Here is a 15,839-nt window from a genome sequence, read left to right as displayed (position 1 = left end):
TTCTATTATTCTGTAACAGTTACTTCGTCTGAAACTGGTACTTCCTCGATAACTTCCACTTCATTAACAGATTGTGGTTCGATGTTACGGTAGCGTGCCATACCAGTACCAGCTGGAATGATTTTACCAATAATAACATTCTCTTTGAGTCCAAGAAGATGATCTTTCTTACCACGGATGGCTGCGTCTGTAAGGACACGTGTTGTTTCCTGGAAGGAAGCCGCAGACAAGAATGAATTGGTCTCAAGAGAGGCTTTCGTAATTCCCATAAGAACTGGGCGAGATGTTGCAGGAATACCACCAGAGATAACAATATCTTTGTTAGCATCTGTGAAATCAGCGATATCCATAAGTGTCCCTGGAAGAAGATCAGTGTCGCCTGGATCCATGACACGAACTTTACGAAGCATTTGACGAACCATTACCTCAACGTGTTTATCTCCGATTTCTACCCCTTGGCTGCGGTAAACTTTTTGAACTTCAGCAAGAAGATAAGTTTCCACAGAAAGGGTGTCACGAACTTCAAGAAGACGTTTGGGTTGGATGGAACCTTCCGTCAAAGCCGCACCACGAGCCACTTCGTCACCGACTTCAACTTTCATACGAGCTGTGAATGGTACCACATACTCACCCATACCAGTTTTACCTTGCACATAGACTTTCTTAGTACGGGTAGCAGCATCCTCTTCGATTTCGATAACAGTACCTTTAACCTCGGTAATCACGGCTTCCCCTTTAGGATTACGCGCTTCAAAGATTTCTTGGATACGAGGAAGACCTTGCGTAATATCCGTGTTTGAGGCTACCCCACCGGTGTGGAAGGTACGCATCGTAAGCTGAGTACCAGGCTCACCGATAGATTGAGCAGCAATAGTACCAACTGCCTCACCAACTTCAACTGCATCACCAGTTGCCAAGTTGATACCGTAACAGTGACGACATACCCCATGACGAGTGTTACATGTAAAGACAGAACGGATAGTTACTTCTTCAACACCAGCATTGACAATCTCAGCAGCCTTATCTTCTGTAATAAGTTTATTAGGACCGATGATTGTCTCACCAGTGATTGGATTTTTAACAGTTTTCTTAGTGTAACGACCTTGTAGACGTTCATCAAGTGTTTCTGTTACTTCCTTACCATCTGTGATAGCTGTAATCGTCAAGCCACGATCTGTTCCACAGTCATCTTCGCGGATGATAACGTCTTGAGCGACGTCAACCAAACGACGAGTGAGGTAACCTGAGTCGGCAGTCTTAAGGGCCGTATCAGTCATCCCTTTACGAGCACCATGAGTTGAGAAGAACATCTCCAAAACGGTTAAACCTTCACGGAAGTTAGACAAGATAGGAAGTTCCATGATACGCCCGTTAGGAGCAGCCATCAAACCACGCATACCAGCTAGTTGGGAGAAGTTAGAGATATTACCACGGGCTCCAGAGTCCATCATCATTACGATAGGATTCTTAGGATCCTGTGTCTCAATCAATCGTTTTTCAAGAGCCTCTTTAGCCTCACGCCATGTTGTTGTAACAGCTACATAACGATCATCCTCGGTCATAAGACCACGACGGAAAGCTTTATTAATATCTTCAACCCGACGGTGAGCAGAATCGATAATCTCAGCTTTATTGTCAATAACCGGGATATCAGCAATACCCACAGTCAACCCAGCAAGGGTTGAATGGTAGTAACCAAGATCTTTCAAACGGTCAAGAAAGGCTGACGTTTCAGTTGTACGAAGACGTTTGAAAGTTTCTGCGATGATGTTACCAAGATTTTTCTTCTTGAACGGCGCATTGAGTTCAAGTGAGTCAATGACTGGTTGAATATCTTGACCTGGTTCCAAGAAGTATTTATCCGGCGTTCCATCCGTCAAGTTAGCATTGTTTGGCTCTTGAAGGTAAGGAATTTCAGTTGGAATCACATCGTTAAAGAGGATTTTACCAACAGTCGTCACCATAATTTTGTGAAGTTGGTTTTCTTTCCAAGGTTTATTTGGCATACTATCCACAGCGATACCAACACGTGAATGCAAGTGAACATAGCCATTCTGATAAGCCATTACAGCTTCATCACGATCCTTAAAGACCATACCTTCACCCTCACGACCAGCATCTTCCATAGTTAGGTAATAGTTACCTAAAACCATATCCTGTGATGGTGTAACAACAGGTTTACCATCTTTAGGGTTAAGGATATGCTCAGCTGCAAGCATAAGAAGACGAGCTTCTGCTTGCGCTTCCTCAGAAAGGGGCACGTGAATAGCCATTTGGTCTCCGTCAAAGTCGGCATTATAGGCCTCACACACAAGTGGGTGAAGACGAAGAGCTTTACCATCAATAAGGACAGGCTCAAAGGCTTGGATACCCAAGCGGTGAAGGGTAGGCGCGCGATTAAGAAGAACGGGATGTTCCTTAATCACTTCTTCAAGAATATCCCAAATGCGTTCATCACCACGTTCCACCATGCGTTTTGCTGCTTTAACGTTACCAGCATACTCGCGAGCAACAATTTCGCGCATCACGAAAGGTTTAAAGAGTTCAATCGCCATTTCACGTGGAACACCACATTGATACATTTTAAGGGTAGGACCAACGGCGATAACCGAACGACCTGAAAAGTCAACACGTTTACCGAGCAAGTTTTGACGGAAACGCCCTTGTTTCCCTTTAAGCATGTGACTTAACGATTTCAACGGACGGCCACCAGGACCTGTGATTGGACGACCGCGACGACCATTGTCGATCAAAGCATCAACTGCTTCTTGAAGCATCCGTTTTTCATTTTGCACGATGATACCTGGAGCATTAAGTTCCAAAAGACGCGCCAAACGGTTATTACGGTTAATAACACGGCGGTAAAGGTCGTTAAGATCAGATGCTGCAAAGCGACCACCATCCAACTGAACCATTGGACGAAGATCTGGTGGAATAACTGGAAGGATGTTAAGTACCATCCACTCAGGCTTATTACCAGATTTGTGGAAAGCATCAAGAACATCCAAACGACGAACAGCTTTCACACGTTTTTGACCAGAAGCCGTCTTGAGCTCTTCTTTAAGTTCTGCAATTTCAGCTTCTAAATCCACACGTTTAAGAAGATCTTGGATAGCTTCTGCACCCATTTTAGCCACAAACGAACCATAGCCGTATTCTTGAAGTTTTTCACGGTATTCACGTTCAGTCAAGAGAGATTTTGCTTCAAGCGGTGTATCCATAGGATCAATAACCACGTAAGCTGCAAAATAGATGACTTCTTCAAGAGCACGAGGACTCATGTCAAGGGTAAGACCCATGCGAGATGGAATGCCTTTGAAGTACCAAATGTGTGATACAGGAGCTTTCAACTCGATGTGCCCCATACGTTCACGACGAACTTTAGCACGTGTTACCTCGACACCGCAACGGTCACAGACGATGCCTTTATAACGGATCCGTTTGTACTTACCACACGCACATTCCCAGTCTTTTGTTGGACCAAAGATGACTTCATCAAACAGTCCTTCACGTTCTGGTTTTAATGTACGATAGTTGATTGTTTCAGGTTTTTTAACTTCACCGTAAGACCAAGAGCGGACCTTACTAGGTGAGGCTAATGTGATTTGCATACTTTTAAAACGATTTACGTCAACCACTAATAGTACCTTTCTTCATTATCAATATTACGCGGTCAAAGGCAATGAAAAACCACTACCTGACCTTGTAACAGCTTGTTAGTTTAAGAATAGCCTCTAAAACTAACTTTTTTGTTTCATCTTTTATTATTTATCTTCAGCTGCTGCCTGTGCTAATTCTGCTGACTCTTTAGCTTGTTTTTCACGCGCTTTTTCAAGATCATCAACATGCATTACATCATCATCTTCGCCTTCATCAAGATCACGGAGTTCAACTTCTGTGTCTTCATCATCAAGGACACGCATATCAAGACCAAGAGATTGTAATTCTTTAACAAGAACACGGAATGATTCTGGCACACCTGGTTTTGGAATTGGTTTACCTTTTGTAATAGCTTCATAAGCTTTAAGGCGACCAGTCACATCATCTGACTTATAAGTCAAGATTTCTTGAAGAACATTTGATGCACCATAAGCTTCAAGCGCCCAAACTTCCATCTCACCAAAACGTTGTCCACCAAATTGGGCTTTACCACCAAGTGGTTGTTGGGTAACAAGTGAGTAAGGACCTACTGAACGAGCGTGAAGTTTATCATCAACCATGTGGTGAAGTTTGATCATGTACATGACACCAACAGACACACGGTTGTCAAATGGTTCACCTGTACGACCATCATAAAGGACTGTCTTAGCATCGCTATCCATACCAGCTTCTTCAACCGTTTCCCAGAGATCCTCTGCAGTTGCTCCATCAAAGACTGGTGTTGCCATGTGGACACCCAAATTACGAGCGGCCATTCCTAGGTGAAGCTCCATAACCTGACCAATATTCATACGAGATGGCACCCCAAGAGGGTTAAGCATGATATCAACAGGTGTTCCATCTGGAAGATACGGCATATCTTCTACTGGTACAATACGTGAAACGACACCCTTGTTACCATGGCGACCAGCCATTTTATCGCCAACTTTGATCTTACGTTTTTGAGCGATATAAACACGAACAAGCATGTTGACACCTGATTGCAATTCATCACCGTTAGCACGCGTAAAAATTTTCACGTCGCGAACAATACCATCGCCGCCATGAGGAACACGAAGCGAAGTATCACGCACTTCACGCGATTTATCACCGAAGATAGCGTGTAAAAGACGTTCTTCAGCAGAGAGGTCTTTCTCACCCTTAGGTGTGACTTTACCAACTAGAATATCGCCTTCTTTCACCTCAGCACCGATACGAATGATTCCCATTTCGTCAAGGTCTTTGAGCGCTTCTTCACCAACGTTGGGAATTTCACGAGTGATTTCTTCAGGGCCTAACTTAGTATCACGTGTTTCTGACTCAAATTCTTCCAAATGAACAGAGGTGTAAACATCCTCTTTTACCAGACGTTCAGACATGATAACGGCATCCTCAAAGTTGTAACCTTCCCAAGTCATGTAGGCAACGACTGGATTTTGACCGAGGGCCATTTCCCCATTTTCCATAGAAGGACCATCGGCGATAAAATCACCTTTTTCAACCATATCGCCAACTTTAACTAGTGTGCGTTGGTTGTAGGCTGTACCTGAGTTTGAACGACGGAATTTTGTCACATGATAAACATCAAGAGAACCATCTTCACGACGAACTTCAACTTTTTCAGCATCCGAGAAAACAACCTTACCATCATGTTGAGCAATGATAGCTGCTCCTGAGTCATGGGCTGCTTGATATTCCATGCCGGTACCCACATAAGGGGCTTTAGGATCAATCAATGGAACAGCCTGACGTTGCATGTTGGCACCCATAAGGGCACGGTTTGAGTCATCGTTTTCCAAGAAAGGAATACATGCAGTCGCAACGGCAACTACCTGCTTAGGAGAAACATCCATGAAATCTGCTAAATGCGCTGGATACTCTTGGTTGACACCTTGATGGCGTCCCATGACAATCTCCTCAGCAAATGTATTATCATCATTAAGTTTCGAGTTAGCCTGAGCAACAGTATACTCATCTTCTTCATCTGCAGTTAACCAAACAATGTCATTCGTTACTCGACCTGTTTCACGATCAACTTTTCGATAAGGTGTTTGAATAAATCCATACTTATTAAGATGCCCATAAGAAGACAAGTTATTGATCAAACCGATATTTGGTCCCTCTGGAGTCTCGATAGGACACATACGACCATAGTGGGTATAGTGCACGTCACGCACTTCATAACCAGCACGATCACGCGTCAAACCTCCAGGTCCAAGGGCTGACAAACGGCGTTTGTGAGACAACTCAGAAAGTGGGTTGTGTTGATCCATGAACTGTGACAACTGTGAAGAACCAAAGAATTCTTTGATAGCAGCTGTTACCGGACGGATATTGATGATTTGCTGTGGCGTTAAGACTTCGTTGTCTTGAACAGACATACGTTCACGTACATTACGTTCCATACGAGCGAGACCAATGCGGAATTGGTTAGCAAGAAGCTCACCAACAGCACGAATACGACGATTACCTAAGTGGTCAATATCATCAACTTTTCCAAGACCTTCAGCAAGGTTTAGGAAATATGACATTTCGGCTAAGATATCCGCTGGTGTCAGTGCACGAACCTTATCGTCTGGGTTAGCATTACCAACAATCGTCACTGTACGATCAGGATCACTTGGAGCTACCACTTTAAATTTTTGTAAAATAACCGGTTCCGTCACTACTGCATAGTCGTTTGGTGTGTAAACAAATTTGTTCAAATCACCATCCAAATGCTCAGCGATAGACTCAATAACATCACGAGTCATTACCGTACCAGATTCGACAAGAATCTCACCTGTTTCACTATCAATCAAGTTCTCAGCAATGGTTTGGCCAAGAAGACGTGTCTTCACATTAAGTTTCTTGTTGATTTTATAACGACCAACAGCAGCCAAATCATAACGACGTGGATCGAAGAAACGAGCCGTCAATAAGCTACGTGATGAATCAGCCGTCTTAGGTTCCCCTGGACGAAGACGTTCATAAATTTCTTTAAGGGCTTCATCAGTACGTGAATCGTTTGGATTTTTGTGAATATCTTTTTCGATCGTATTACGAACAAGATCACCCTCACCAAAAATATCAATAATTTCATCATCACCTGAGAAACCAAGAGCACGAACAAGTGTCGTGAATGGAATCTTACGTGTACGGTCGATACGTGTGTGAGCAATGTCTTTCGCATCTGTTTCAAGCTCAAGCCATGCACCACGATTAGGGATTACGGTTGAACCGTAACCGACTTTACCGTTTTTATCAACTTTATCATTGAAATAAACACCTGGTGAGCGAACCAGCTGAGAAACGATGATACGTTCTGCACCATTGATGATGAAAGTACCCATTTCTGTCATGTAAGGAAGATCCCCAAAGAAAACTTCTTGTGTCTTAATTTCACCTGTTTCTTTGTTAATCAAACGGAAAGTAACAAACAAAGGTACTGAATAGTGAGCGTCGTGGGCACGCGCTTCTTCAAGTGTGTACTTAGGTTCTTTTAATTCATAGCCTACAAATTCCAGCTCCATAGTATCGGTGAAGTTTGAAATCGGAAGTACATCCTCAAATACTTCACGCAAGCTGTTATCCAAGAAATCTTGGAATGAATCTGTTTGAATTTCAATTAAGTTAGGTAAATCAAGAACTTCTTTAATTCTTGAAAAACTACGACGGGTACGATGTTTCCCGTATTGAACGTCATGTCCTGCCAAGTCTTACTCCTTTATTAAATGAGTTATGAACGAAAATCGTTCGAGTTCAATCACGAAGTTCATTTTAGGGTTCTGCTAAAACAACTTCAAGTTATTGGCGTTAATCAATTTTCAGAATCTTTAAATGTTCGTTACATATCTAAAGAATGACGAAAATAGGCACAAAAAGAGCAGCTAAATCGGACTCCTTAAAGTATGATTTAACTGCTTTATGCCACGGTTGGACAATATTTCAACCGTGATTAAACGTCAAATGGTTGCTCATATTATAACATTGATAACCTTAAAAATCAAGTTTATCGTCGACTATTTCTTTTTGTACTATTCGATTGGCTACCGCCACCAGTAATACTACTCCAAGCTTTTTGATAGTCACTATCCGTACCACCAATACCGAAGCGGTAAGTCATATTACCAGCACCATTTTTTGCCCAATAACTGGTTGTTGTATTCCCACTAATCGTGTAACGTCGACCATTTTCCGACGCCGTTCCAGGTTTTAACCCCGTTTGCTTATTGACAGTCGATTTTATCACACTTGAATCAAGAGAGAATTTCTGACCACCACCAAACGCATTAGGATCAGCCTGACTAATGGCATTCACAAGATTCGCCAAATAATTCGAATGATTATCATAGCCTGTCAGTTTTCCTAAAGAGGTATTGTTATCGTGACCAGCCCACGAAGCCAATGATACCTTGGGAGTTGACACAGATAACCATGCATCTGAATAATCATTTGTTGTCCCTGTTTTACCTATCCAATCGTCATTAGCCAAGGGCCCATTCAACGATCGCAATCGACTCATAAACTGAGTAGTCGTTCCTGAATCAAGTGGTCCGCGAAGCAAGTCCTGTAAAATCGTTGCCGTAGCTTTAGAGAAAACCTGGACAGGTTCCGCTTTGTGTTGATAAATAACTTTGCCTTCATTGTCAGTAATCTTATCGACCATGTAGCCTTTAACATAGGCACCATTATTAGCAATCATTTGATAACCATTTGCTAACTGTTCAACAGTCATGTCAATACCACCACCGAGTGGTAAACTTTCGATATCATAATTATCAATAGAGATCCCCATCCTGGTCATATAATTCTCAACATCAACACCCTTGTCTCGTAAGAGTTTATAAGTCCAAAAAGCAGGAATATTCCAAGACGTATTCAAAGCTTCTTGGAGAGTAACCATTGCTGTCCCTTCATTATCAACGTGCATGATTTTTTGACCACTTGAGTAAGTTGTCGGATAGTTTGACAACATAGTGGCACTTCCCATTAAACCTTGGTCAATAGCTGGTCCATAAGCAATCAAAGGCTTAATAGTGGATCCTGGTGATCTTTTCGTATCAAACGCATGATTGTTCTGATTAGTTGTATAATCACGTCCACCAATAAAGCCGAGTATGGCTCCAGATTTATTATCTATTAAAACATTTCCAACTTCTGTACGACCAGTTCCATCATCTAAAAGGTTTCCATACTGGTTAACAGCATTTTGCATAGCTTCATAAATAGGCTTGTTAATGGTTGTCGTTACTTGATATCCCCCCGATTGGAGTTCCTCTAAAGCACGCTCTTCATAAGCAACTTTAGTAGCATCATTTTTCAAATCTTGAGCAGAAACCCCATCTTTTTTTATCAAATACTCATACATTATCTTCTGTGCTTCTTCCATCACAGAATAATAAAGATAATCATGCTTAGATGCCGCCACAGTATCCGAAGCAATAAAATCCTGTTTTAAATCATAAGATTTATAAGAATGATACTCACTCTTAGTAAGATAACCTTCTCGATACATATTGTATAAAACATTACTTGCTCGCGTTAAACCAAATGATAACTCTTCATCAGATTTCAAACGACCATCCCCACTATAAGGAGAATAAACAATCGGACTTTGTGGTAGACCAGCAATAAAAGCTGCTTGCGGAACAGTCAACTCCGCAGCAGACTTACCAAAAATACCTTGTGCAGCTTCTTCAACACCAGCGATATTTTGCCCTTTGTTATTTCGTCCAAACGGAGATACATTCAAATAAGACGTCAAAATAGCATCCTTATCCATATCCTTTTCCAAAGAAAGAGCATAGATAATTTCCCTAGCTTTACGCTTAAAAGTCGGATCATCCCCAAGAATTTGCTGCTTCAAGAGCTGCTGAGTCACGGTAGAGCCACCGCTGGACTCTCCAATTCCTAAAAGAGATGAGATAAGAGCCCTAAAGACTGCTTTAGGTACCACACCACGGTGGGTGTTAAAATTCTCATCTTCAGTTGAAATGATCGCATGCTTGAGATTCTCAGAAATAGCATCACTTGCAACCGGTGTACGTAAAAGATCTGTATCAACGTCTGAAATCAATGAACCATCAGAATAAGATAGCTGAGAAATTAGAGAACCAGTTTCAATTTTCTTAATAAGCTCTGCTTTATTCGGTACTTGAACATCATCAATTTGACTTGCCAAATACCCAAGTCCAAGACCAGCACCCAGCATAATAAAAAGCAATACAATAATATAAATAAAATTTGATAATAATTTGACGATACGTAAAAAGATAGATAGACTATCTACTACAAACCATCCATGATCTGAAGATTTATTGGTAGAATGATTTGTTTTATGTCTCGGCCCTTTAATAGAAAGGCTCTGCTTTCCCTTATGTAACCAAGTACGTGCTTTTTTCTTAAAATTAGACATAAAATACCTCAATAGCATTATACCAAACTTCTGTATAGCTTGCATGGGACAAAGTATTTCTGATATAATGAGTGCTAACACAAAACTTATTTTGGAGGCTTATATGAATATTTTTGAAGAATTAAAAGAAAGAGGCTTAGTCTTCCAAACGACTGATGAAGAAGCCCTCGAAAAAGCATTAACCGAAGGGCAAGTTTCTTTCTACACGGGTTACGATCCAACAGCAGATAGCCTACACTTAGGACATCTAGTTGCCATTTTAGCAAATCGTCGCCTCCAATTAGCTGGTCACAAACCTTTTGCGCTTGTTGGTGGAGCAACAGGACTTATCGGTGACCCATCATTCAAAGATGCTGAACGTAGTCTTCAAACCAAAGAAACTGTCGACGGTTGGGTTTTTAAAATTCAAGGACAACTATCACGCTTTCTGGACTTCGAAAACGGAGATAACAAAGCTGAAATGGTTAACAACTACGACTGGTTTGGATCAGTCAGCTTTATTGATTTCCTTCGCGATGTGGGGAAATACTTCACTGTGAACTACATGATGAGCAAAGACTCCGTTAAAAAACGTATTGAGACTGGTATTTCCTACACAGAGTTTGCCTACCAAATCATGCAAGGTTACGATTTTTACGAATTAAATCAAAAGCATAACGTGACACTTCAAATCGGTGGCTCTGATCAGTGGGGCAACATGACAGCAGGGACAGAACTTCTTCGTCGTAAAGCTGATAAAACTGGCCACGTTATCACTGTGCCACTTATTACTGATGCCACTGGCAAAAAATTTGGTAAATCTGAAGGTAATGCTGTCTGGCTTGATGCCGATAAAACATCTCCTTACGAAATGTACCAATTCTGGCTAAACGTTATGGATGATGATGCTGTTCGCTTCTTAAAAATTTTCACCTTCCTATCATTAGATGAAATTGCCGCTATTGAAAAACAATTTAATGCTGCACGACATGAACGCCTAGCTCAAAAAGTATTAGCTAAAGAAGTAGTTACTCTAGTTCATGGCGAAGAAGCCTATCGCCAAGCTCTTAACATCACTGAACAACTCTTTGCAGGAAATATCAAAAACTTGTCGGCAACTGAATTAAAACAAGGTCTCAGCAATGTTCCTAACTATGCTGTTCAAACTCAAGACGACCTTAATATCGTTGAAATCTTAGTCAAATCAGGTATCTCTTCCTCAAAACGCCAAGCACGTGAAGATGTTCAAAACGGAGCTATCTATATCAACGGTGATCGCGTTCAAGATTTAGCTTATAATCTCTCTGACGATGATAAAATTGATCAGGAATTAACTGTCATCCGCCGTGGTAAAAAGAAATACTTCGTTCTCACCTACTAATATAACAGTAGAAAGTACCCCAGCAACTAGCATACTAACCCAAAAAGTTAGACAAAATAATTAGAGAGGATTTAGCCCTGTATTGAATAAGGCTAGGTCCTTTTCTACCGTTTGTCAAACCTATCAGAACCTGTGATGAAAACTTATTTTTAAGACGGCAGGCAATGGTAGAGTATCAGTAGCTTTAGTGATTTTGGGTAGAACAATAATCGTAAAGCTTGTGATGCGTTTGAAAAGAATCTTTTGAGCATACGGATCTCCACGTTTGGTGATGTGTCCCTGAGCCAGATAGTGTCTAGATTCATAGTGTCTGAGATCAATGCCAATAAAGGGGTTGTTTTGATTAGTAGACTGAAACCGACGACTATCACTGAGTTCACCAATAATGCTTGTCGCAGTCGCTTCTGAGATTCCAGAAATAGAGAGCAGAATTTCATATTCTAGTAATGGTCAAACTAGTACCACTATTTGATTAAGAATAGCTTGTCTCTGTTTGGAAAATCCAAGTCATTCTTTTGCCCAGTAATAACGGACCTCTTCCACCAGGGAAGAGGTTTTCTTGACGGCACAATAAGAGAGGGGTTGGCTAAGTCTGTAAGCTTATCTACTAAGCCCCTCATACGCTTGAGGCGCGTTTTGACGTGGGCTAACGGATGATAGCTGATAGTGTGGTGATATCCAACTCCAGCACAAAGCTATTACATGGACAAGCCGTAATCAAGTTTCAAGCTTGCTCACTAGTTGGTGTTGACAAGGTTCCTTCTAATTCAGGGAACGTGGCGTGTAAGACCTTGTGCAGACGATTCTTAGTCTGGAGTAACAGCTCTCATGAGATATAGGTATCTCAAATTGGCGCCCGATGAGACTGCTCGCTTTTCTATTTAATATCGCCATCCTTGCAGGAAGAAGATTTGCACTTACGACAAATTCGAACCGTTACCCTTACGTCCATGATTTTTGCTAACCATTCATTGTATTTTCATCAGAAGATCATTTCTGATTTTTTTCAAGACGACAAGACTGTGAGTCCTAATAGGCTACGACATAACAGTATCTTCTGTGTTCTACTAACAGTGTGCTAGCAGATTGAAAACATGATAAGCACCTTGTTATTGGACACTTACGGTACTCCACCGGAGTGTCTCCCACTGCTAATGTTAGTCTGTTTTTGATGCATATAAAAAGCACTGTTCCTTATAAACAGTACTCAATTATTATAAATCTTTACGTTAATGAGGGTGTCTAATTTCGATGATGACGTAGTACCGAAAGCAAACTAACAACTATGAAAATACCAATAAAAATTATCGTAATCGTTGCACTAGCGGGTGTCTCCCAAGTATACGACAACAATACTCCTGACAACATTCCAATAAAACCAATTAAAACAGCACTTCCAATGACAGCCTTAAATGATTTACCAATTCGAATCCCAATACTTGCAGGCAATACCATAATCGTTGATACTAGTAAGGCTCCAGCAGCAGGTATCATCAAGGAAATCGCCACACCTGTAATAATATTGAAGATTAATGACATTATCCGTACTGGAAGACCATCAACTAATGCTGTGTCCTCATCAAAAGTTAACATATACATTGGACGAATAAATAGAGCCGTCAATACTAAGACGATGAGAGCGATAACGAATAAAGCAATCACTTGTTCTTGATTGATAGTAATAATGGAACCAAACAAGTATTGCTCCAAATTAACCCCTGAAGCGTTTTCAGACTTACTAGTAATAATTAAAGAAATGGCTAAGCCCAAGGACATGAGAATAGCTGTTGAAATTTCCATATAGTGCTTATATACGACACGTAAGTACTCTAAAAGAATTGATGCAAAAATAACAACCACAACCGTTGTCCAAGTCGTTGAAATACCTAGCAAAATACCAAAAGCAACCCCAGCTAGAGACACATGACTTAAAGTGTCACTCATCAAACTTTGACGTCTTAAAATTAAAAATAAGCCAAGTATCGGCGCAAACAGACTCATAGCAATAATAGCCAGTACTGCTCGCTGCATAAAATCATAGGAAAGCATTTCTAAAATGATATCCATTTTTATTCCACCTCATGAATATTAAAACAACGCCAAGGAGAAGACTGATCTCTCACCAAATGAATATTTCGATCAGCATATTCAGCAACTTCCTCAGGATCATGCGTTATCATCAGCACCGCTTTACTATGTTTTTTGGCACTATGATGCATCAGTCTATAAAAATTATCTAAAGTACTTGCATCCATACCTGTCGTCGGTTCATCCAGCACAAAAATATCAGGATCTGAGGCAAACATCCTAGCAATCACGACACGTTGTTTCTGACCGCCTGAGAGACTCCCAATACGCTTATGCCGACTCTCCCACATCCCAACAGATTCAAGACTAGTTTTCACGTGCTCCTTATCATGAGAAGTAATCCTACGAAACCAGCCTTGGCGTGGGTACCGACCAGAAGTAACAAACTCTTCAACAGTAGAGGGAAAACCAGCATTAAAACTAGCGATTTGCTGAGGCAAATAAGCAATTCTCAATTTTTTCCCTAAAATATTCTTTTCAGAAATAGTGACAGTACCACTTTTAGGCTTCAAGACACCCAAGGTAGCTTTAATTAGAGTAGATTTTGCAGCGCCATTTTCACCAGTTAAAGTGACAAATTCACCACTATCTAAATAATAGGAAATATTATGAAGAACTGGCTCGTTATCATATTGAAAGGCCAAATTCTCAACAGTTATATAGCGCAAAATTAAAGAACCTTTCTAGACAATTCATCAACAAAACGATCAATAACATCTTGATCTGCTTCAGAAAAATGACTTAAAATCGTTTCGTAAACCCGCAGTGTTGACTCATGGTGTTCCGCATGTTCAGTGGCAATAGGTAACCCCTCTTCACTCAACATAAGATAGGATACACGCCCGTCTCTACCATCTTTGACAGACTCAACTAAATTTTTTTGAACCAATTGTTTAACAGCCTTTGATACAGCAGCTTGGCTAATAGATAACTCTCTAGCTAAATCCGTATTAGTTAACTGTCCATTTTTCAATAACATTAAAATATGTTCCTGCGTACTCGTCAAACTAACATTACTTTGACATTTACCAATTAACAACTCATTTTGATGTTCAGTTTTAGCAATCAATGCATTCAAAAAAGCATCAACTCTTTCTGACAATAACATGCTACACTCCTTAACCAGTTAAACATAAAAATAAATAAAAACTGCTAGCAAAACTAACAGTAGAAGCTATACCGGCGGCCGGGGTCGAACCGGCACGTCCTTGCGGACACTGGATTTTGAGTCCAGCGCGTCTGCCAATTCCGCCACGCCGGCAAGTATAACTGGGGTAGCTGGATTCGAACCAACGCATGAGGGAGTCAAAGTCCCTTGCCTTACCGCTTGGCTATACCCCAAAATAGGCGAGTGAGGGGAATCGAACCCCCGAATGTCAGAGCCACAATCTGATGTGTTAACCACTTCACCACACCCGCCATATTCTAAACACGGGCAGTAGGAATCGAACCCACACTGAAGGTTTTGGAGACCTTAGTTCTACCTTTAAACTATGCCCGTTTAGGATGGAAAGAGAGGGATTCGAACCCCCGAACCCGAAGGAGCGGATTTACAGTCCGCCGCGTTTAGCCTCTTCGCTATCTTTCCAAAATATTAAATAATAATGGCGCGAGACGGAATCGAACCGCCGACACATGGAGCTTCAATCCATTGCTCTACCAACTGAGCTACCGAGCCAATTAAAAACTTCTATTGCGGGAGCAGGATTTGAACCTACGACCTTCGGGTTATGAGCCCGACGAGCTACCTAGCTGCTCCATCCCGCGATAATCTACTAAAAAGGAGGATGTGGGATTCGAACCCACGCACGCTTTTACACGCCTGACGGTTTTCAAGACCGTTCCCTTCAGCCAGACTTGGGTAATCCTCCAAAAAATATAAATAGTCCGTACGGGATTCGAACCCGTGTTACCGCCGTGAAAAGGCGGTGTCTTAACCCCTTGACCAACGGACCATATTACATAATGGGCACGAGTGGACTCGAACCACCGACCTCACGCTTATCAGGCGTGCGCTCTAACCACCTGAGCTACGCGCCCAAGCAAAATAGCTTGGAATATAAATAATTTATAAAGCGGGTGACGAGAATCGAACTCGCGACAACAGCTTGGAAGGCTGTAGTTTTACCACTAAACTACACCCGCTAAAATGGGAGTTAACGGGATCGAACCGCTGACCCTCTGCTTGTAAGGCAGATGCTCTCCCAGCTGAGCTAAACTCCCTTTGCGCTAAGCAACTACCTTATCTAACAGGGGGCAACCCCCAACTACTTCAGGCGTACTAGGGCTTAACTTCTGTGTTCGGCATGGGTACAGGTGTATCTCCTAGGCTATCGTCACTTAACTCGTCTGAGT

General features: G+C 41.5%; 7 protein-coding genes, 12 tRNA genes, 1 rRNA gene and 1 pseudogene. 1 reads left to right on the top strand and 20 read right to left on the bottom strand.

Features of this window, described 5'->3' with window-relative positions:
- Positions 1–5 precede the first annotated feature (5 nt).
- The 3 genes from rpoC to pbp1b form a co-directional block, all read right to left on the bottom strand.
- A complete protein-coding gene (gene rpoC, locus ABP870_RS09465; RefSeq protein WP_350015152.1) occupies positions 6–3,638 on the bottom strand; it encodes a DNA-directed RNA polymerase subunit beta' in 3,633 nt (1,210 codons plus the stop codon).
- Between the two features lie 126 nt (positions 3,639–3,764).
- A complete protein-coding gene (gene rpoB / locus ABP870_RS09460; protein WP_350015151.1) occupies positions 3,765–7,334 on the bottom strand; it encodes a DNA-directed RNA polymerase subunit beta in 3,570 nt (1,189 codons plus the stop codon).
- A gap of 296 nt (positions 7,335–7,630) precedes the next feature.
- Positions 7,631–10,036, bottom strand: a complete 2,406-nt coding sequence (pbp1b, locus tag ABP870_RS09455; RefSeq protein ID WP_350015150.1) for a penicillin-binding protein PBP1B — start codon at positions 10,034–10,036, stop codon at positions 7,631–7,633.
- A gap of 103 nt (positions 10,037–10,139) precedes the next feature.
- Between pbp1b and tyrS the strand changes: the two genes are divergently transcribed.
- Positions 10,140–11,396, top strand: coding sequence for a tyrosine--tRNA ligase (tyrS, locus tag ABP870_RS09450; RefSeq protein WP_350015149.1), 1,257 nt, complete (start codon positions 10,140–10,142; stop codon positions 11,394–11,396).
- 222 nt (positions 11,397–11,618) lie between these two features.
- On the opposite strand, the pseudogene ABP870_RS09445 reads toward tyrS, so the two are convergent.
- From ABP870_RS09445 to rrf, 17 genes and pseudogenes are all read right to left on the bottom strand, one after another.
- Positions 11,619–12,222 (bottom strand): annotated as a pseudogene (locus ABP870_RS09445) (transposase); the annotation flags it as partial.
- A 416-nt stretch (positions 12,223–12,638) separates the two neighbouring features.
- Positions 12,639–13,454, bottom strand: coding sequence for a metal ABC transporter permease (locus ABP870_RS09440; protein WP_350015166.1), 816 nt, complete (start codon positions 13,452–13,454; stop codon positions 12,639–12,641).
- 11 nt (positions 13,455–13,465) lie between these two features.
- Positions 13,466–14,152: a metal ABC transporter ATP-binding protein gene (locus ABP870_RS09435; RefSeq protein ID WP_350015148.1), complete on the bottom strand. Its 687-nt coding sequence runs from the start codon at positions 14,150–14,152 to the stop codon at positions 13,466–13,468.
- Positions 14,153–14,154: 2 nt separating this feature from the next.
- Positions 14,155–14,592, bottom strand: coding sequence for a zinc-dependent MarR family transcriptional regulator (locus tag ABP870_RS09430; protein WP_350015147.1), 438 nt, complete (start codon positions 14,590–14,592; stop codon positions 14,155–14,157).
- A gap of 69 nt (positions 14,593–14,661) precedes the next feature.
- A tRNA-Leu gene (locus ABP870_RS09425) sits at positions 14,662–14,745 on the bottom strand.
- 8 nt (positions 14,746–14,753) lie between these two features.
- Positions 14,754–14,825 (bottom strand) — tRNA-Gln (locus ABP870_RS09420).
- Positions 14,826–14,830: 5 nt separating this feature from the next.
- A tRNA-His gene (locus ABP870_RS09415) sits at positions 14,831–14,903 on the bottom strand.
- A gap of 11 nt (positions 14,904–14,914) precedes the next feature.
- Positions 14,915–14,985 (bottom strand) — tRNA-Trp (locus ABP870_RS09410).
- 6 nt (positions 14,986–14,991) lie between these two features.
- Positions 14,992–15,072, bottom strand: a tRNA-Tyr gene (locus ABP870_RS09405).
- A gap of 17 nt (positions 15,073–15,089) precedes the next feature.
- Positions 15,090–15,162 (bottom strand) — tRNA-Phe (locus tag ABP870_RS09400).
- A gap of 15 nt (positions 15,163–15,177) precedes the next feature.
- Positions 15,178–15,251, bottom strand: a tRNA-Met gene (locus tag ABP870_RS09395).
- Positions 15,252–15,265: 14 nt separating this feature from the next.
- Positions 15,266–15,355 (bottom strand) — tRNA-Ser (locus ABP870_RS09390).
- Between the two features lie 12 nt (positions 15,356–15,367).
- Positions 15,368–15,439 (bottom strand) — tRNA-Glu (locus tag ABP870_RS09385).
- Positions 15,440–15,450: 11 nt separating this feature from the next.
- A tRNA-Ile gene (locus ABP870_RS09380) sits at positions 15,451–15,524 on the bottom strand.
- A 34-nt stretch (positions 15,525–15,558) separates the two neighbouring features.
- Positions 15,559–15,629: transfer RNA gene (locus ABP870_RS09375), tRNA-Gly, on the bottom strand.
- 5 nt (positions 15,630–15,634) lie between these two features.
- Positions 15,635–15,707 (bottom strand) — tRNA-Val (locus ABP870_RS09370).
- 5 nt (positions 15,708–15,712) lie between these two features.
- Positions 15,713–15,828: ribosomal RNA gene (rrf, locus tag ABP870_RS09365) — 5S ribosomal RNA — on the bottom strand.
- Between the last annotated feature and the right edge of the window lie 11 nt (positions 15,829–15,839).

The organism is Streptococcus jiangjianxini (assembly GCF_040225085.1).
GTDB classification, from domain to species: domain Bacteria; phylum Bacillota; class Bacilli; order Lactobacillales; family Streptococcaceae; genus Streptococcus; species Streptococcus jiangjianxini.
This window is presented reverse-complemented; position numbering and strand designations above follow the sequence as displayed.

What these genes read in the sequence shown, in the direction of transcription:
- pbp1b (WP_350015150.1), bottom strand. Translation starts at nt 10,036, where the DNA reads ATGTCTAATTTTAAGAAAAAAGCACGTACTTGGTTACATAAGGGAAAG.
- tyrS (WP_350015149.1), top strand. Translation starts at nt 10,140, where the DNA reads ATGAATATTTTTGAAGAATTAAAAGAAAGAGGCTTAGTCTTCCAAACG.
- ABP870_RS09430 (WP_350015147.1), bottom strand. Translation starts at nt 14,592, where the DNA reads ATGTTATTGTCAGAAAGAGTTGATGCTTTTTTGAATGCATTGATTGCT.